At 71.8% G+C, this 17,497-nt stretch carries 17 protein-coding genes and 2 pseudogenes; 7 read left to right on the forward strand and 12 right to left on the reverse strand.

What is annotated here, in order from left to right; all coding sequences use genetic code 11:
- Positions 1–514 precede the first annotated feature (514 nt).
- The gene (locus CNO22_RS18210) at positions 515–1,432 is read left to right on the forward strand and encodes an SDR family oxidoreductase (RefSeq protein ID WP_232807147.1); all 918 of its coding nucleotides are present in this window, start codon (positions 515–517) and stop codon (positions 1,430–1,432) included.
- Positions 1,433–1,483: 51 nt separating this feature from the next.
- On the opposite strand, the gene CNO22_RS27820 is transcribed toward CNO22_RS18210, so the two are convergent.
- The 7 genes and pseudogenes from CNO22_RS27820 to CNO22_RS18240 form a co-directional block, all read right to left on the reverse strand.
- Entirely contained in the window at positions 1,484–1,633 is a 150-nt protein-coding gene (locus CNO22_RS27820) for a hypothetical protein (protein WP_157937002.1), read from the reverse strand.
- Between the two features lie 262 nt (positions 1,634–1,895).
- Positions 1,896–2,775: pseudogene (locus CNO22_RS18215) on the reverse strand (IS3 family transposase); the annotation flags it as partial.
- Between the two features lie 431 nt (positions 2,776–3,206).
- Entirely contained in the window at positions 3,207–3,659 is a 453-nt protein-coding gene (locus tag CNO22_RS18220; RefSeq protein WP_100500705.1) for a TM2 domain-containing protein, read from the reverse strand.
- A 331-nt stretch (positions 3,660–3,990) separates the two neighbouring features.
- Positions 3,991–4,713 carry an alpha/beta fold hydrolase gene (locus tag CNO22_RS18225; protein ID WP_100500706.1) on the reverse strand — a complete coding sequence of 241 codons (723 nt, stop codon included), beginning with the start codon at positions 4,711–4,713 and terminating at the stop codon, positions 3,991–3,993.
- Positions 4,714–4,997: 284 nt separating this feature from the next.
- The gene (locus CNO22_RS18230) at positions 4,998–5,192 is read right to left on the reverse strand and encodes a hypothetical protein (RefSeq protein ID WP_100500707.1); all 195 of its coding nucleotides are present in this window, start codon (positions 5,190–5,192) and stop codon (positions 4,998–5,000) included.
- A gap of 78 nt (positions 5,193–5,270) precedes the next feature.
- The gene (locus CNO22_RS18235) at positions 5,271–6,116 is read right to left on the reverse strand and encodes a hypothetical protein (protein WP_100500708.1); all 846 of its coding nucleotides are present in this window, start codon (positions 6,114–6,116) and stop codon (positions 5,271–5,273) included.
- Positions 6,117–6,143: 27 nt separating this feature from the next.
- Positions 6,144–8,378 (reverse strand): ATP-binding protein, encoded by a 2,235-nt coding sequence (locus tag CNO22_RS18240; RefSeq protein WP_100500709.1) that lies wholly within the window; start codon positions 8,376–8,378, stop codon positions 6,144–6,146.
- A 123-nt stretch (positions 8,379–8,501) separates the two neighbouring features.
- On the opposite strand from CNO22_RS18240, the gene CNO22_RS18245 reads away from it, so the two are divergent.
- Complete coding sequence (locus CNO22_RS18245) at positions 8,502–9,386, forward strand: class I SAM-dependent methyltransferase (protein WP_100500710.1); 885 nt, start codon at positions 8,502–8,504, stop codon at positions 9,384–9,386.
- A gap of 103 nt (positions 9,387–9,489) precedes the next feature.
- Positions 9,490–10,301: pseudogene (locus CNO22_RS30165) on the forward strand (TOTE conflict system archaeo-eukaryotic primase domain-containing protein).
- A gap of 246 nt (positions 10,302–10,547) precedes the next feature.
- Here CNO22_RS30165 and CNO22_RS18255 read toward each other — a convergent pair.
- The 4 genes from CNO22_RS18255 to CNO22_RS18270 all read right to left on the reverse strand — a co-directional run bounded on the left by CNO22_RS18255 (position 10,548) and on the right by CNO22_RS18270 (position 13,952).
- The gene (locus CNO22_RS18255) at positions 10,548–11,252 is read right to left on the reverse strand and encodes an RraA family protein (RefSeq protein WP_100500711.1); all 705 of its coding nucleotides are present in this window, start codon (positions 11,250–11,252) and stop codon (positions 10,548–10,550) included.
- Entirely contained in the window at positions 11,249–11,446 is a 198-nt protein-coding gene (locus CNO22_RS18260; RefSeq protein WP_100500712.1) for a hypothetical protein, read from the reverse strand. Before CNO22_RS18260 ends, CNO22_RS18255 begins: the two co-directional genes overlap by 4 nt.
- A gap of 285 nt (positions 11,447–11,731) precedes the next feature.
- Positions 11,732–12,640 carry a BKACE family enzyme gene (locus CNO22_RS18265; protein ID WP_100500713.1) on the reverse strand — a complete coding sequence of 303 codons (909 nt, stop codon included), beginning with the start codon at positions 12,638–12,640 and terminating at the stop codon, positions 11,732–11,734.
- A gap of 145 nt (positions 12,641–12,785) precedes the next feature.
- Complete coding sequence (locus CNO22_RS18270) at positions 12,786–13,952, reverse strand: DUF3500 domain-containing protein (RefSeq protein ID WP_198588425.1); 1,167 nt, start codon at positions 13,950–13,952, stop codon at positions 12,786–12,788.
- A 141-nt stretch (positions 13,953–14,093) separates the two neighbouring features.
- Here CNO22_RS18270 and CNO22_RS18275 point away from each other — a divergent pair, with 141 nt between their 5' ends.
- The 3 genes from CNO22_RS18275 (at position 14,094) to CNO22_RS29190 (ending at position 16,045) form a co-directional block, all read left to right on the forward strand.
- The gene (locus CNO22_RS18275) at positions 14,094–14,414 is read left to right on the forward strand and encodes a putative quinol monooxygenase (protein ID WP_100500714.1); all 321 of its coding nucleotides are present in this window, start codon (positions 14,094–14,096) and stop codon (positions 14,412–14,414) included.
- A 273-nt stretch (positions 14,415–14,687) separates the two neighbouring features.
- Complete coding sequence (locus tag CNO22_RS18280) at positions 14,688–15,593, forward strand: SCO6745 family protein (RefSeq protein WP_100500715.1); 906 nt, start codon at positions 14,688–14,690, stop codon at positions 15,591–15,593.
- A gap of 41 nt (positions 15,594–15,634) precedes the next feature.
- Entirely contained in the window at positions 15,635–16,045 is a 411-nt protein-coding gene (locus tag CNO22_RS29190; RefSeq protein ID WP_232807148.1) for a hypothetical protein, read from the forward strand.
- A 198-nt stretch (positions 16,046–16,243) separates the two neighbouring features.
- Here CNO22_RS29190 and CNO22_RS18290 read toward each other — a convergent pair whose 3' ends face one another.
- A complete protein-coding gene (locus CNO22_RS18290; protein ID WP_100500716.1) occupies positions 16,244–16,438 on the reverse strand; it encodes a hypothetical protein in 195 nt (64 codons plus the stop codon).
- Between the two features lie 729 nt (positions 16,439–17,167).
- On the opposite strand from CNO22_RS18290, the gene CNO22_RS18295 reads away from it, so the two are divergent.
- A partial coding sequence (locus CNO22_RS18295) for a DUF4331 family protein (protein ID WP_157937004.1) occupies positions 17,168–17,497 on the forward strand: 330 nt, incomplete at its 3' end.

Here is a 17,497-nt window from a genome sequence, read left to right on the forward strand (position 1 = left end):
TGACAGGATCGGACACGCCCACGACCTCGGATGGGGAAGACGATCCGTGAGAAGACGTCCCTCCTACCGAGGTCCTGCGCTTCCTCCCGTCACCTCGCGTTCGTCGGCGTGTCCTGTCCGACCTGCCAGCCGCCCGCTACTGGGCAAGGCTCATTACCCTGGCGAGCGCGCTACTGAACAACGAGCCTACGTCACAACGGGTAAGTAACATTTCCACTGAACGCGGACGTCTGTTATGACAATTATGGCTTTTCAATAGTTTAGAGCGGCCCCGGCGTTGATGGCGGCCCACCGGGCTGCGCCGACAGCTCTCGGGACACATCATTGTCGAGCACCGTGGAGGACAAGAAATGGCCGCATCAGCAGGCGGAGGGCGGCGCGCTCTCCTGGTGGGCGCCACTGGCATCGTGGGGCAGAACCTGGGAGCACGGCTCGTTGCCGAAGGTTGGCAGGTGTACGGCCTCTCGCGCAGCGGACGCGCGCCCGGTAACGGCGTTCGCCCGTCCAGGCCGACTTGGCCGATCCTGCCGGGCTGGCCAGCGCGCTTGACGGCATCGCCCCCGAACTCGTTGCGATCACGGCTTGGACCCGGCAGGCAACCGAAGCAGAGAACATCGCGGTCAACGGCGCCGCAGTGCGCAACGTACTGAAGGCACTCGAGCCGGCGGGATCGCTCCGGCACGCGGCGCTGATGACCGGGCTGAAGCACTACCTCGGCCCGTTCGAGGCCTACGCCCAGGGCGTCATGGCCGACACCCCGTTCCACGAGGACGAGCCGCGGCTGGATGCACCGAACTTCTACTACGCCCAGGAGGACGAGCTCTTCGCGGCTGCGGCCCGCGCGGGCTTCACCTGGAGCGTCCACCGCTCGCACACCGTCTTCGGCTTCGCGGTGGGCAACGCCATGAACATGGTCCTGACCCTCTCGGCCTACGCCACGATCTGCAAGCAGCTCGGCCGGCCGTTCGTCTTCCCGGGTTCGAGCACGCAGTGGAACAGCCTCACCGACGTCACCGACGCCGACCTGCTCGCCGACCAGATCATCTGGGCGGCGACGAACGAGGGTGGGCACGACCAGGCGTTCAACACCGCGAACGGCGACGTGTTTCGGTGGCGGTGGCTCTGGCCGCAGGTCGCCGCGCACTTCGGCGTGGCGTGGGAGGGTTTCGAGGGAGCCCCACGCCCACTGACCGAGAGCATGGCCGACGCCGCCACCGTGTGGCCGGAGATCGCCGCAGAGCACGGTCTGGTCGAGTCCGACATCAACCGGATCGCCTCCTGGTGGCACACCGACAGCGACCTGGGTCGCGACATCGAGGTGCTCACCGACATGAACAAGAGCCGCAAGGCCGGCTTCACCGAGACCCGGGACACCCGGGACAGCTTCTTCCGCTACGTCGAGCGCTACCGCGCGGCGCGGATCATTCCCTGAGCCGGCGACGGGAGAGGGGGCGCCGCTGACCGCGGCGCCCCCTCTCCCGTCTCAGCGCGTCGCGGTGAATGCGATGTGCGCCTTGACCGTGGTCGGCGTCGGGTGGTGCGCGATGTTCAGCGCCGCCAGCGCGTCGTCGACGACGAACTGCTGGGTGACCAGCGGGGTGAGGTCGATGCCCGGCCCAGCGAGGAAGCGCAACGTCTCCGGCCGGACGCCCGTTGGCCCGATCGTGCCGGTGATGCGCAGCTCCTTGGACTCGATCAGCCCAGTTTGGCGGGTGCCTCCGGGCCCATGTCGATGCTGATGTAGGCCACCCGCCCCTGGAGGCCACCATCTCTAGTGCCGACGCCATCACCTCCGGCCGGCCGCTGGCCTCCGCGACCAGGTCGGTGCCGCGCCCGCCGGTGAGGTCCTGCAGGAACCGCTGGGTGAATCGTCCTGGATCTGACGGACGCTTGGTTCAGGCCACGGCGAGGTTCGCGGTGGCGGTGGTGTCACGGTGGTTGTTCTCGAACTCGACGGGTGGTCGGTAGTCGATCGCCGAGTGCAGGCGTTCGGTGTTGAACCAGTGGACCCAGGCGGCGGTCTCTCGCTCGACCTCGTTGCGTCCGGTCCAGCACCGCTGTCGGTCGATGAGTTCGGTCTTGTAGAGGCCGATCGTCGACTCCATCAGCGCGTTGTCCAGGGCGTCGCCGACCGAGCCGATGGAGCCGGCGATGCCGGCGTCGACCAGGGCCTCGGTGAACGCCAGAGACGTGTATTGACCCGGCATCGGAGTGATGAATCAGGCCGGTGGCGGTGAAGGCGGCGTTGCCCCGGCGTCGGGTGAACAGCGCCTGCTCCAGCGCGCTGGTCACCAGCGGCGTCGTCTTTAACGTCGACACCCGCCAGCCCAGGATGCGGCGGGAGTAGACGTCGGTGATGAAGGAGACGTAGACGAACCCGGCCAGGGTCCACACGTAGGTGAAATCGGCGACCCACCACTGGTCCGGCCGAGAGGGGGTCGCCCAGGACCGGTCAATCAGGTCCGGGTGCCGCGGCGCGGACTGATCCCGCGTCGTGGTCCTCGTCGACCGCCGGCCGCGGCGGACGCCGTCGATGCCGGCCATGCCCATCAGCCGGCCGACCTGGTCACGGCCCCACGGATGCCCGGCGCGGCGGGCGGCGTGCCAGAGCTTGCGCACGCCGTAGAGCCCGCGGTTGGCCCGGTAGAGGTCGACCAGGGTGTTCACGGCGTAGGCGTCGGCCAACTCCGCGGCCGAGACCGGGCAGGTGACGCGCTCGTAGTAGGTGCTCGGGGCGATCTTGAGCCCGTGCTCGGTGAGCACGCGACAGATCGGCTAATGGCCGCGGCATGTCACTGACCGTCACCGTCCGGATCGCGACCGACGCAACCGGGGACACCCGCCCACCAGCGGCTCGACCAATCTCCCCGGTCAGTACATCCAGGCCCCCACCCGGTGAGCGCCCGCATCCCGTGCCGCCTCGACCAGGACGCCGGTCACGTCGCCCCGGAGCTGGTTCGTCTCCGAGAGCCCTGGGCCATAGTCGTGGGCTGATGCCGACAGGGCGGTGAGCTGGTGCACCACGTCGGGTCCGGCTTCGAGGACCGCCCCAGCAGGTCAGCAACTGCTCCCAGGTAGATGACCGGTCCGGCGCTTCTGGCCCATCGCGGCCGACAAGGACATGTTGTGGCCCCCGATCGTCCCGGTGACGCCAGGCACTGACGCCTGGCGTCATCGGGACCCGGCAATTCGCGTGGCACGCACCCCTAGAGACCGGTGATCCCCCAGCGAGCGTTGTGTGCCTTGACCGCCCCTGACGCTGTCACCGCGGCGACGACGAACAGAGGCACCCACATCACCGGGGCGATCAACCACCCGATGAGCGGGATGAAGAGGAAGAAGAGCACGAGGAGGAAGTTGGTCACCATGAAGGCCACGCCGGCGCCGGTCCGCCCCGCGTAGAGGTGCCCGGCACCCAACCACAGGAAGCTCAACAGGACGGCGATGCCCGGCGTCTTCGCCGCGACGACCCCCCTGGGCGCAAGGGGCGCGGGGTTGCCGTAGTGGTTGCCGAACGGTCCAGGGTGCCCGTACTGGCCCCCGTTTCCCGGGACGACCGGGTACCGCTGGAAGTCCTGTCCCGGCCACGGCTGTGGGGTCGGCGGCGGGTACGGGTTGCTCCGCCCGTGCGACGGTTCGTTCGGGTCATTGATCGACATCGAGATCCCCCATGGTGCGCGGCCGACGAGTGGTCGAACGGTACTGCTGACTTCCCGTGGGCGGCGGTGCCGCGCGTCTCCCGTGCCGGCCGCCACGTTCGAGCCCGCCACGCCGAACTCCGGGGACCACATGGGGCAGGAACTCGTGCTCGCCGCCGTCGGGAACGGCGGTCCGGCGAGTACGGGTGCAATGGCGAGCGCTCAGCGGCCGCCGCCTGCCAGCCGTGTGCGTATGTGGCGCGTCGCCCGTCGGACACCGACGTGACGTCGCACGCGTTCCTCGGCGCGAGGCATGAGGATGTCCACAGCCGGTGCACCCCGGACCGGCGGGTCAGGGCACGGAGCGCAGGAACCGCCGGACCTCGGCGTTGAACACCTCTGGAGCCTCGAGGTTGCTCACGTGGCCCACGCCGGGGAGCAGCACCAGCCGTGAGCCTGGAATGGCGGCGTGCAGCGCCTCGGCGACAGGGCGGGGTGATCGCACGTCCTCGCTGCCGTACAGCAGCAAGGTCGGCACGGCGATGGTCGGCAACACGTCCCGCAGGTCCGCCTCAGCGAACGCGGTCAGCATCGGGAGCGTCCCGGCAGGCCGGACCTCCAGCATGATCGACCGCACCAGTTCCAGTACCTGCGGGGCCACCGGTCCGGCGAAGAAGCCGGGCAGGTAGTCATCGATCCACGACGACGGCGGAAGGTGGATCTCGGCTTGCACCCGCCGCAGGCGAGCGTCGACCTCCGCCGCTGGGAGGGATCCCTTCCAGCCGGCGTAAGCCGAAGCCAGCACCAGGGACCGGACGTGCTTCGGTCGTCGCTGGTAGACCGCGATGGCGAGGCCACCACCGAACGAGAGACCACACAGGTGGACTGGCTCGAGGTCCAGGGCGCCGACCAGATCACAGACGGCCTCGGCATAGTCGGCCAGCCGCATCCCGGCCCTGGGGTCGTGCGAGCCACCACACCCCGGCGCATCCCAGGCGATGAGGTCGAACTGGTGGGACAGACCCTCGATCTGGAGCCGCCATTCGCGGCTGTCGCTCCACCCCCCGTGCAGCATCACCAGCGGAGGGCCGCTGCCCGCGCGCGATAGGCGATGACCCGTCCGCCGACCTTGATCCGTTGCACGAGCGCCACCGATCCCCGAGCGATGGAGGGAGCGGGCTCACTCCTTCCTCCCCGCCGGGTCACCGGGAGGTCCGTATGGCTGCCGACGTCCTCCCCGTATCGGCTTGCGTAGGGCTACGGGCTGTGGGCCTCGCACCACACACCCGATCCTTCCCCTGTGACAGCCGCGTGCGTGAGTACCCTCGGACACCGCGAAGTGGGAAGCGCCCCACCTCCTCAGCCCGGGGCCGGGCTGCACGACGACGACCGGACCCGGCCGGCACGCTCGAGGCCGTAGCCGGCCTCGGAGGCCCACTGGTTGGCGTTGGCCCTGATCTTGGCGACCGCCCAGTTGTACGCGAACCGGCGGGTCCCGGCAGCGCTCAGCCACAGCCCGGGCTGGACGTCGATCACGTCCAGCCGAACCCGCACCGCACCATGCGCCACGACCCGGATACTGCCGCCCGGGTCGGACAGTCCATCTGACCCACATCTCGTGGGGCGGACAGGTCAGCCGGTTTCGACCGTGATGTGCGCGCCGCGCGCCTCCGGTCGGTAGCGGCAGTAGGCCCCGGTGATGACACTCCGCCGGAGGTGATCTGCGAACTCCGGCAGCAGGGGATCCAGCTTGTCGAAGGCGTCCCTGATCCGGCCGGCTACCGCCTTCCGGGCCCGCTCAGCCGGGTGGTTGGCGAACTGCCGGGGCCGACCGTGTGCTCCCGTGGCGCGCGCGAGCTCTTGCACCAGCGCCTGGCGTTCCGCCTCCGATCGCGCCCTCCGTTCCGGGTCGTTGGCGCCGCGGGCGTCCTCGATGTCGTCCTGCAGGTCGGCGAGGCGCCGTCGGTAGGCGTTGATCGCCGAGCGGTCGATGACCTCGCCGGATGGCGCCGAGCGGTCCGCTGAGTCGACCAGGTCCAGGACATGGACGTCGGCTCCGGGGGTCGCCAGGAGGCAAGCGAGGTCGCCGAGCCCCTTGCTGTGCGGGACCGTCGCGCTGCGCCCGGCGAAGCTGATCTGCCAGACCGGTCCCGTGCGTCGCATCCAGCCGGAGACCGGAGGGGGGCAGCTGCCGGCCCAAGGTGAGCGCTCGGCGATCGCGGTGACCTCGGCGAGCCAGCGCTCGGCCCCCAGGTGCCGGTAGGTCGCTGCGGCCTGCTCGAGCAGTCGGCTCGCCTCGGACCGCCCCAGAGCCGACGCCAGCAGGCCCGCCGGGTGGGCGCGGCTGCCGGCGAACGCCACCAGACCACCGCTCACCCCGCACGACCCGGCGAGGGGGTGCAGCGCCTCAAAGAGCTGGCCGCACAGCTCACGATCCCCGAGTGCGACCGCCGCGTGGGCGAGCTCTCGCACGTACACCGACCAGAGGTAGGAGCGATCCGCCCGTCAGGTGCCCAGGTCCAGCACCGCGGCGACGTGGTGCCGGGCGTCGTCGAGCTCGCCGGCTCGGGCGGAGAACCCGGCGGCGACCGCGTGGGCGTGCACCGGCGCCCCGGTCCAGTGCTCGACCGCGGCCCTCGCGAACTCGCGGAGCTCGCCGGGATCTCCTCGGGCGCGGACCAGCTCCAGCCTCTGGGACAGGCGGACGTTCCCGGTGTCCGGCTCCCGGATCCGCTCCCCCAGCGCGGCAGCTTCCTCGAGTCGCTGCTCGGCCTCCTCGAGGGCTCCGCGCAGGAGGGCGAGGCAGGCGCGTCGGGTCTGGGCCAGGTAGCGGTGCCGGGGCTGCCCCAGGCTGTCCAGGATGGCCAGGCCGGCGTCCAGTGCGGCCTCGAAGGCCAGGGAGCCGGTCTCCAGCAGCGCGTTCGCGAGGAGGATGAGACCTTCGGCGTGGCGCTCCTGGTCGTCGGTGCCCTGCGCCACGGCCACGATCTCCCGGGCGATCTCCGCGCGTCGCTGCTCAGCGCCGGGAGTCCAGAGGACGTCGTGACGAGCCAGCAGGCACGTGAGCAGTGTGCCGGGGTCCTCGGTGCGCCGACCCAGGTCGAGGGCCCGTTCACTGAGCGGCCACGCGCGCGGCCGGTCCTCGGTGACGGAGTGCTGCAGTTCGCGCGCCAAGGTGGCGGTCACCCGCGCTTCCCACACCTCGTCGAGGCCGGAGACGGCGGCGAGGGCGCCTTCGAGCTGGCGGATGATCTCGTCGCGGCGGGCGGCGAACTTGGCACCCAGCTGCGCAGTGGCCAGCGCCACCCGCGCGATGCGCTCGGGATCCGCGACGTCGGCGGCGACGTCCTCGGCATGGCGCAGCAGGCCACGAGCGTCGACGCTCATCCCCGCCCTGGCAAGAGCGTCGGCTTCGGCGAGGAGCACGTCGGTCAGCTGCCGTTTGTCGATCGGCACCGCTGCGTCCGCGGCAGCGGCTCGCAGGCGTCGCAGGTGACCGGCGGCCTCCTCGAACGCGAGGGCGACCCGCTCGCTGGCTGCGGCCTCGAGCGCCCACCGCACGGCGCGGTCAGGCCCGTCCACACCGATGGCGGCGATGAAGTGCCGGGCCAGGTCCGACGGCGGCACGTGGACACCGCGGCGCAGGCGTGCCTCGAGGGCCTCCCCCAGCGCGCGGTGGAGCGTGATCCGGCGAGCCAGGTCGACCCGGTCGAGCAGCGTCTCCCGCAACAGGTCGTGCCGGAAGCGGAGTCCGTCATTCCGGCGGACGACGACGCCGACCTCGACCGCGGTGCGGATGGCGGACTCGACGTCGAGGAGGGAGCGATCGAGTGCCGTGGCCAGGACGTCGACCAAGAGCACGGGACCGGCCACGGCTGCCGTCTCGAGAACCGTGACGGTCATTGGGGACAGCTGGCCGAGCCGCCGGTTGATCGCGTCCCGCACGGCGGCCGGGAGGTGCCTGTCGGTGTCGCGGCCCTGGGCCAGTGCAGCCAGCTCCCGTACGAAGAACGGATGGCCGCCGGCGCGGCGATGGATCGCCTCGACCGTCGTCCGATCCACCGGCTCGTCGGCCACGCGCTCGACCAGCCGGTGGACCGCGTCGATGTCGAGACCTCCGACCTGGAGGTGTTCGCTCCGCGGGATCAGCTCTCCGAGTCGTCGCCCAGCTGCAGGGGAGAGCTCGTCGTGCCGGTAGGCGCCGACGAGGCCGATACGGGCCGACCGGGGTGCGCGAGCCAGGAAGTCGAACAGGGCCAGCGAGGACTCGTCCGCCCACTGCAGGTCGTCGACCACCAGAACCAGGGGCTGCGTCGTCGCCACCGCTTCGAGGAACCGCGCCGTGGCGTCCATGGCCAGCAGCCGACTGCGCTCGTCGGATTCGATCGGTGCAGGCGCCTCGGGGAAGGACGGGATGAACGCCGCCAGCAGCGGCACGTCCTCGGCGGCGTCCTGGATGGCACGGTCGACCCCCAGCGCCCGGACGAGCCCGTCCAGCGCCTGCGTCCAGGGCCAATAACCCGGCGCGCCGTCCACATCGATGCATGTGCCCCAGGCCGTCCGCGCCCCTCCGGAGGAGGCGATCGCCACCGCCGCGTGGAGGAGAGAGGTCTTGCCGATGCCGGCCTCGCCGGCCACGAGCACTGTGCTCCGGTGGCCGTCGACCACCCGGCCGACCATCTTGCGCAGCCGCGCAAGCATGCGGTCCCTGCCGACCAGCTCCTCGAGCGGCGTGGACACGGGCTCGATTCTCCCCGGCGGTCAAGGAGCCGTGGTCTGGCGAAGCGCCAGATCGAAACTTCCGCCGTCCCGCTCGGATCTGGCGCCGTCATGGGTGTAGGCCACCGACACAGGGAGGACGCCATGACCTTCGATCCGGTCCAGTACAAGACCACGACCCGGCAGCAGTGGGAGGACGCCGCCGAGGCCTGGCACCGCTGGGGGCCCACGCTGGAGACATGGCTCGGCCCCGCAACGGAGAAGATGCTCGATGCCGCGAACGTCACCACCGGCAGCCGGGTGCTCGACGTCGCCGCCGGCGGCGGCGGGCAGACACTCGCCGCGGCACGGCGGGCCGGAGCCGGCGGTCGTGTGCTGGCGACCGACATCTCCCCCACGATCCTGTCCTACGCCGCCAAGGCCGCGGCCGAGGCCGGGCTGACCAACGTGAAGACCCTCGAAGCCGACGGCGAGGCGCTCGACGTCCTCCCAGCCGGGTCCTTCGACGCCGTGATCTCCCGTGTCGGGCTCATCTACTTCCCCGACCAGCAGGCCGCCCTCGCGGGGATGCGCCGAGCGCTGCGCCCCGGCGGCCGGATCGCGGCGATCGTGTACTCCACGCCGGAACGGAACGCCTTCTTCTCCATCCCAGTCTCGATCATCCGGCGGCGGGCTCAGCTTCCGCCGCCCCAGCCCGGGCAGCCGGGACCGTTCAGCCTCGGCTCACCCGGTGTCCTCGAGGGGGTCCTGAGCATCGCCGGGTTCGAGGACATGCGGGTCGAGGCCGTCCCGTCACCGCTGCGGCTGCCGTCGGCGGCCGAGTGCGTCAGGTTCGAACGGGAGTCCTTCGGCGCGCTGCACCAGATGCTCGCCGGCGTACCCGCCGCCGACCGCCCCGCCGTGTGGGACGAGATCGAACAGGCTCTGCGTCAGTTCGAGAGCGACGACGGCTTCGTCGGACCCTGCGAACTCCTCGTCGCATCGGCAGCCGCGCCCTGGACCGTGGATCAGCGCCACGAGCGGCGGTGATCGAGCCGTCGGCTGCCGCCCTCGTCGAAGAGGGCGGCAGCTCCGCCCTTGCGGGTCCCGGATCCCGGCCGCGGACCGGGAGTACCTGCCGTTCACCGATGGAGTGGTCACCGCCCACCTTGCCGGCGAGTTGGAGCTTGGCCTGTATCCCCTCCTGGACGGCCACCGCTACCACTGGCCGGCCGCGGACTGCGACGGGTCCACCGCCATGCTCGACGCGCTCGCCTACCTCGAGGCCGCCCGCGCAGCCGGCGCGCCCGCTGCCCTGGAGGTCTCCCGCTCTGGCCTCGGCGCCCACGTCTGGCTGTTCTTCACCGCACCGGTCACCGCCGCGACCGCCCGTCAGGTCGGCAGCGGCCTGCTGCGGGAGGCGATCGCGGTGCGCGGGCGGATGGACCTGACGAGCTACGACCGGCTCTTCCCGTCCCAGGACTCGTCCAGGTCGGCGGCTTCGGCAACCTGATCGCCGCTCCACTGCAGGGCCGCGCCCGCCGCCGTGGAGCCACGGTCTTCCTCGACCTGGCCACGATGGAGCCGCACGAGGACCGGTGGGCCTACCTGTCCAGCCTGGGCCGGCTCTCGCCCGAGGAGGTCACCCGGCTCGCACAGCGGCTCGGGCAGGTCACCGTCGGCACCGAAGTGACTGGGCTCCGCTCTCCCACCTCCACGAAGATCGCCGTCCAGCCGCACGCCGTGCTCCGAGCACAGCTGCACCCCACGACGCCTTCCGGACGCCGCGCTCATGGCCGAGGCGGTCGACGCTGGGCGCACCGGCAGGCGCCCGCTGTCGGCGGCGCTCGCGGCCTACGAGCGGCGCCGGGAAGAGGCCGCGGGACAGGGCTACGAGAAGACCGTCCAGCGGGCCGCCCTGCTGCCGCCGCCGGAGATGCAGCCTTCGCCGTCCTCGCCCGATAGTCAGGCAAAGGGCCGACGTAGGCGTGTGCGTATGTACCGTGTCGCCCCTCGGACACAGCGTCACCCCGGTGTTCCTGCGGGTCAGGAGTACGGGGTGTTCTGCTGTCGGGGCTCCTGAGGCCCTCGCGACACCCGTGTCGTACGTCGGCCTCGGATCACTCCTCGAGCAGCGCCGCGGAGCGGTCGGCAGCTTCTCCCATGCGGGTGCCCGTGCTGGTGGACGGTGAGCGTGGTCGCGGTGCGTTCTCACGGGAGTGGAGTCGCGGCTGCGTTGCCACGCTCATCGATGATGGCGTCCGCCCCGGTCGCCGCCGCGATGCTGACGCCGTCCGCCACGGCCTGCCGCCATGCGACCTCCCGCTGCTCGACCGTGCGGGTCAAGGCGATCACGGTGTCGAGGTGTTCCCGCGGGACGACGACGACGCCGCTGGCGTCCCCGCGGACCACGTCACCGGGATGCACCACGACCCCACCGACCTGCACCGGGACGTTGATGGCCCCCGGCCCCTCGTTGGACCCTGTGGCGGGATAGGTGCTGCGGGCGAACGTCGGGAGGCCAACCTCGTCGATCCCCTCGACGTCGCGCACCGCCCCGTCGACGACGACGCCCACGACGCCTTTCCTGGCGAGGGCTCCCGCGATGATGTCGCCGAGGACGGCGGCGTCCGCCCTGCCGCCACCGTCGACGGCGACCACGTCCCCGGGCTGGGTCACGTCGGGCATCTTGAGCATGAAGAGGATGTCTCCCGGCTTGGTCCAGACCGTGACCGCGGGGCCGCAGAACTCCGCTCCCCCGGCGATCCGGCCGAGCCCGGGCCCGACCACCCCCACCGGCCCGCCGCAGTCGGCGATCTGGGTGGTGGCGAACCCCGCCAGGGCCGTGACTGCCGCAGCTGGCGGGCGCTCGATCGCCTCGACCACCGTCCACTGCTGCGCGTGCCACCTGCTCATGCCACGGCCTCCGACTGCGCGGTGTCGCGGTCGAGGGGCGACCAGAGGACGGGAGCACCGAGGACCTCGATGCCACTGGGATCAGCGTCGCTCACCGCACTGCGCTGCTGTCGCCGCTCCACCACGGGTACGTCGGTGGTCTCCAGGGTCGCCGGACTCCCCGGGACGGTCAGGCCCATGGCGATGGTCGTCATCGTCGGTGCATCCCTCTCGTCAGGCCCCGCGCTGCCCCGGACGTGGCCGCACTCACGGCTGCCGGCCGGCAGTCGAGCGAACGTCCCCGACCGCGACACCGCAGGACACCGGGTCGGGCGCACGGCCGGGACGCGCCCCCGCTTCCGCCGTTGCGCAGGACTACCACTCCCGGCCCGGCGTCCACCAGACACACCAGCCCGGGGAGTCGGGTCTCGCCGGCGGAACGGCCGACCCCAGCCGCCGAGAGGGTCCCGGGCCTCGGGACGCCGTGCGGACCGCCTGGCTCACCGACGGGTCCGCGCCGACGGCAGCGGATCGCTGCCGACCGTGGCCCGGCGGACCTCCGAGGCGGTGGCGAGCGGCCGGCCCGCCTGCTGCACGGCGCGGTAGGCCTCGGCGACCATCTCCGCGTTCGTCCTGGTGCAGCCGGGGGGTGCATCCTCCAGCCCGACCCGCAGGTGGCCTCCGCGCGCCATGGCGACGTCCCAGAGCCCGTCGAGCTCGACGCCGAGACCGGCGATCATCCAGGGTGCCCCGGGATCCGACGCGTCGAGCAGGCGCAGGTAGCTGTCCAGTGCCCACTCGGTGGGCGGCAGGCCAAAGGCGAACGCCGTCGAGAACATGAACCGGTAGACCGGGCTCGGCGAGCCGGGGACGGCGGCACGCAGAGCCGCGCCGGTGCGCAGGAAGCCCGGCTCGTAGATGGCGTAGCTGGGCACCAGGCCGTGCTCGCCGCACAGCTCCAGCCCGGCCCGCACGTCCGAGGCGGAATTGGCGTAGAGGAAGCCGTCCTCGCCGTCGCGCAACTCGGCGAAGGTCGCCAGCGTGACTGATCCGGGATCCACGACGCTCCACTCGATCAAGCCGGCCCGGCCCAACCGCTCCACCACCTCGTAACGCGCCCGGGCCTCGGCCGGCCCCTGCGACGGGCGTGCGCCCATCGGCACGGTCGGGTAGCAGATGACGTCGCAGCGGCTGCGGATCGCCTCGAAGACCGGTGCGTAGAGGTCATACGCCTCGCTCGGACGGCCGGAACCCTCATCGTAGGCGTGCAGGTGGACGATCGCCGCTCCGGCGTCCGCGCAGGCGACCGCCTGCTCGACGATCTCCGCCCGGGTCACCGGGATCCCCGGCTGCCGCTGCCGGGTCCACGGACCGTTCAGCGCCGCCTCCAGCCACACCCCCTCGGTCATGGCACCTCCACCGTGTTCGGCAGCCGTCGGGCCATCAGTGTCGACGGGCCGGCCGAGGTCCGCACGGTCGCCAGGAGCCTCGTCGGAACCCCGCCGCGGCCGCTGAGCGCATCGCTGAGCCGGGGCGCGCCCCGGGCAGGTCGGGTCAGCCGTGGTGGGCCGCGCGGTGCCGGCCGAGCACGTCGAGGCCGAAGTCGGAGCCGGGATCGCGCCACACGGAGTGCGCGTGGTTGGCGCCGCGCTGCGTGTTGTCCCACTCGACCAGCAGGTGCGGTCCTTGCAGGCGGTAGTAGTGCGGTTCCCCGGGGGTCGTCGGGCCAGCCCAGGCGACGTGGACGGCGTCGAGCGCGGCCTCGTCGTCGTAGCGACGCACCGGGGACACCTCGGGCGGCACGCGGTCGAGGTAGGTGGCCAGGAGTTCTCGCAGCATCCCGCGCTGCTCGGCGTCCAGCTCGGACGCCGGCAGGCCCCGCGGCTCGGCGGTGTACTCGACGGCCGCGTGGTCGGCGTCCTCGTAGCCGGCGGCGTCGTCGATTGCATCGCTCAGGGCCTGCAGCTTGGCCTGCTCGCCGGCGTCCGGGAAAGGCTCGTCCCGCCAGATGCCGGCGAGCGGGATGACCCTGTCACCCGGGGACACGACGGTGCGGTTGGCGGTGACCAGGTCCGAAGGCGCCTTCGGCAGCAGCACGGCACGGGCCGCGAGCTCCGGTGGCAAGGAGCGGACCAGGTCCCGCGCGAGGTCCTCGACGCGGGCCAGCGGCCGGTTGACCGCACCGCCGAGCAACGGCGACGTGGCGGGGTCGGCGCCGAGGAAGCACGGCGTCGTCGACACGAGCGCGCCGTCCACGACCAGGTTGTTCAGCGAGACGTGGTGCCCGCCGAACCGCCACCCCCACATCCCGCTGCCGCCCGGTTCGCCGAAGACGCGCAGGTAGTACAGGCCGGGATCGCGGCCCCGCTCCCGGTCGAACCGGGTGACGAAGCCCTCGACCTGGTCGAGCACGTTCTCCAGGCCGATGATCGTCGCCACGGTGACGTAGCCGGGCGTGGACAGCCCCGTGGCGACGAGCCGCATCGCCGCCCGCTGCTGGGCCGGCTGCTGTGCGTGGAAGGTCAGGCCGCCGTGGTTGGTGGGGGTGTAGAACCAGCGCCGGCGCTCGGCGTCCGAGGGGTCGTCCCCCGGCGCCGCTCCGACGGCGATCCGTCGCTGCTCGGCGTCCAGGCCGTCCAACCAGGCGCCCGCCGCCTCGGCCATCCGGTGGGCCACGTCGTGAGCGGGGACGCCGTCGGCCACGCTCCCGGCAGCAGTCACGGCCGCAATGTAGCCCCGCAACCCGTCGGCCCGCCGCAGCAGCGGTGCTGCTCCGTCCCGGCCTGCGGCGTCGGCGTCCCGGCCCTAATGTCGACCACCTCCCGTCCCGCTGGCGGCTGCCGGCTCTCTCGGAGGTGACCCGTGCCCACTCCCACCGACGATCGGCGCGACCTGCTCACCGTCATCGCCTACATGCGTGCGGCCCCTGGCAAGCGGGACGAGCTACGAGCGGCGCTGGAGGCGCTGGTCGAGCCCACCAGCAGGGAGAAGGGGTACGTCAACTACGACCTGCACCAGGGCATCGAGGACCCGGACCGGTTCTTCTTCTACGAGAACTGGGAGTCCGACACCGACCTGGACGCCCACCTCGACGCGCCACACCTGCGCGACTTCGCCGCCCGGATCCCCGAACTGCTCGACGACAGCGGGTTGTCGGTCAATCGCGTGCGCCGCATCGCCTGACCGGCAGCCGGGCCGGCGACGAGCCGCTCCGCGAGGGGCTGGTCCGCCGAGGTCGGTCGCGTCACCGCCGTGGCCGTTCGCGCGGTCCACCAGATCGTGTCCCGGTGCGACCGCGTCGCCGGACCCCGCCGGTCGCCGGCGAGCCGGAGCCCGGCGCCGGTAGCCCCGGTCGACGACCCGTCCGGCCGAGACCGCCGACAGGTCCTCCGCCCGGGCGGCGAGCGCGGCGCTGAACGGATGGTCGCGCCCGGCTCGACAGGGCACCATCCAGGCGTGGACTTCACCCAGGCGCAGCAGGTCTTCCTCACTCCCCCTGACCCCGAACGGCCTCCTGCCGGGGTCCCCGACACCCCTGCCCGCAGGCTGCGCGATGCCGCGGAGCCGATCGCGACCATCAGTATCTGGGGCCGGCAGCTCAACGAGCGGCTGTCCGCCCTGGGGCTGAACTTCCTCACCGGCTACGTCTGGGCGCGAGCCGCGCCGATGGGCGAGCCGGCCGCTCCGGTGGTCGTCGCGGCCTTCGGTGTCTTCGAGCCGGGGCTCATCACCGGGCTCTACGAGGAGGCGCGCGGCACGGCCACCCGCGACGACGTGCTCGCCGCACGTGAACAGGGGGCGGTGGAGTCGCTGCGCGCACTGCTCCCGGACGCCGACGTGACGGACGCGGTCGCGGCGCTGCGCCGCGGCACCGACGTCGCCGCGCAGCACCTGGTCGGCCGCCCGCTCTTCGCCGGCCTCGTGTCGCTGCCCTGGCCGGAGGACCCCCTCGGCCAGCTCTGGCACGCCGCGGTGATGCTGCGCGAGTACCGGGGGGACGTCCACCTGGCCGCCAACGTCGCCGCGGACCTCACCGGCGTGCAGATGAACCTGATGACCGAGTACTGGGTCGGCTGGGCGCACACTGAGTACGCGGGCACCCGCGGCTGGTCGGCGGAGGCGATGGCCGAGGCCGACGCCGACCTCAGGCGGCGCGGGCTGGTCGCCGACGGGGCGCTCACTGAGCAGGGGCGGCGGCTGCGCGACGGCATCGAGCAGCAGACCGAGGCCGCACTCGCGCCGGTCCTGATCGCGATCGGCCCCGAGCTGCCCACGCTCACCCGGCAGCTCGACGAGTGGTCGGCGGCGATCGTCACCGGCGGCGCGGCCCCGCCCGACGTCTACAAGCGGATCAGCGGCTGATCCGCGCGGCATCCGGCGCCGCCACGCAGGAGCATGGCCGCGTGCTCACCGGGGTGGACACCGCGCAGTTCTCGGCCGAGGTGGAGGCGGCCGCCCGCCGGCTGGCCGGCGTGGCCGAGCGGACGCCGCTGCAGCGCAACGCCCGGCTGTCGGACGCGACCGGTGCCGACGTCTGGCTCAAGCGCGAGGACCTGCAGGTCGGCCGGTCCTACAAGATCCGCGGCCGGAGGAGGGCGGCCACGGCGTCGACCTCCGCGCCGGGTGCGGCCTTGAACCCGAGCCCGCGACCGGAGAGCACGAGTTCGCGTCCACCTTCTCCGCGAGCGCCCGAATCGCGGCGGCTCCCACGGTCCCCATCACCACGTGCCCGTGGGAGGGCCCGCAGTCCGCGAGGAGTCCGTGACCACGAAGCCGCACACACCGCGCTCATCCCGCGCTACGGGCGACGCTGATGGGGCGGCTCCCACTTCGCGGTGCCCAAGTCCCCCCTCGGACACCGATCGATAGCTCACCGGCCGCCGCGGAGCCGTGTGCGAATGTAGCGTGTCGCTCCTCGGACACCGCATTGCGCCGGGTTCCTGCAGGTCAGGAGCCGGTGCTTTCTTCTGAAGCCCGCAGGGGCCTCGTGATACCGGCGTGATACTTCGGCCTCAAGTCCAGCCTTCGAGCAGCGTGGCGAAGCGGTGAGCGGCCTGGCGGCCCATGCCGGGGTGCACGTGTTGGTATACGGTCACCATGATCATGGTGCTGGCGTGACCGAGGCGCGCGGAGGCAACGAGGTTGCCCAGGGTCGTGCTGGCGGCCAACCCCGCCACGAGAAGCGGCGCATTGCCCCGAGCGCCCATGACCGCTCGTCCCCCGGACATTCATGGGGATCCACCGGCGCCGGGCACTCCGACCCGCCAGGGCTGTAGCGTCCGCCGTAGTCCGCCCCTGATCCGCTGCCGACCGGAGCGCGTTGCCGGGTCGGTGCTGTACTTCTCCCCGCGCTCGGCGTCACGCGTCGACCGACGACTGTTGCGAGCCGTCAGAAGCGCGCTCATCACCAGGGCCGGATCTCGCTCGCCTATCGACCCACGTGTGTGTGGGCCGTAACAGAAGCGGAATCGCGTCAGGCGGCTGCGGATCACGGGCACGAAGGACGAGAGCGGTGGCGAGGGTGCGTTGGACCGGAACTTCGCCTTCCCGACCAGGATCGTGATGATCGTCAGCTCGAACCGCGTGGCTGCGACTAGGTCACCCAGGATTTCCGATTGGTTGTCCACCACAACATGGTTATTCACAGTGTTGTGTGACGTACGAACGGCGAGCGACACGCACTCGAACGGGAGACAGCCACTGTTCCGCCGATCGGGGTGAACCGTGAGGAGCCTCACTGCGAATGCCGTAGTAGAACGACGTCCCGGCTGTCCCCGCTTCAGGGGTTGGCCCCGGAGGTCCGGCGCCTTCCCCGTGCCGGCTCACTGCGACGTCGTGTCGGCCGTCTTCACCCAACCGGGGTGGAGCTGGGAAACGAGGTGCCCGTGCTCGAACGTGATCCTCTTCTTCGCAGTCGTGGCGTACGCGCCACGGCGATGCTCGCCTCGGGAGGGCTGCTCGCCGGCTCGACCGTCGTGGGGCTGCTGCCCACCCTGGCAAGTGCCTCCAGCCACCGGGAGGCTCCGCTCATCGCGATGGACCCGTCGGTGGACAACACCGACGTCTACGCGTTCTCCAGCCCGGAGAACCCGGACAACGTCACGCTGATCGCCAACTGGATCCCCTTCGAGGAGCCGAACGGCGGGCCCAACTTCTACCCGTTCGCTGAGGACGCGGAGTACTACATCAACATCGACAACGACGGTGACGCCGTGGCCGACTACATCTACCGGTGGAAGTTCACCACGGAGGACCTCCGGGGCCAG

The organism is Geodermatophilus chilensis (genome assembly GCF_002802985.1).
GTDB lineage: Bacteria > Actinomycetota > Actinomycetes > Mycobacteriales > Geodermatophilaceae > Geodermatophilus > Geodermatophilus chilensis.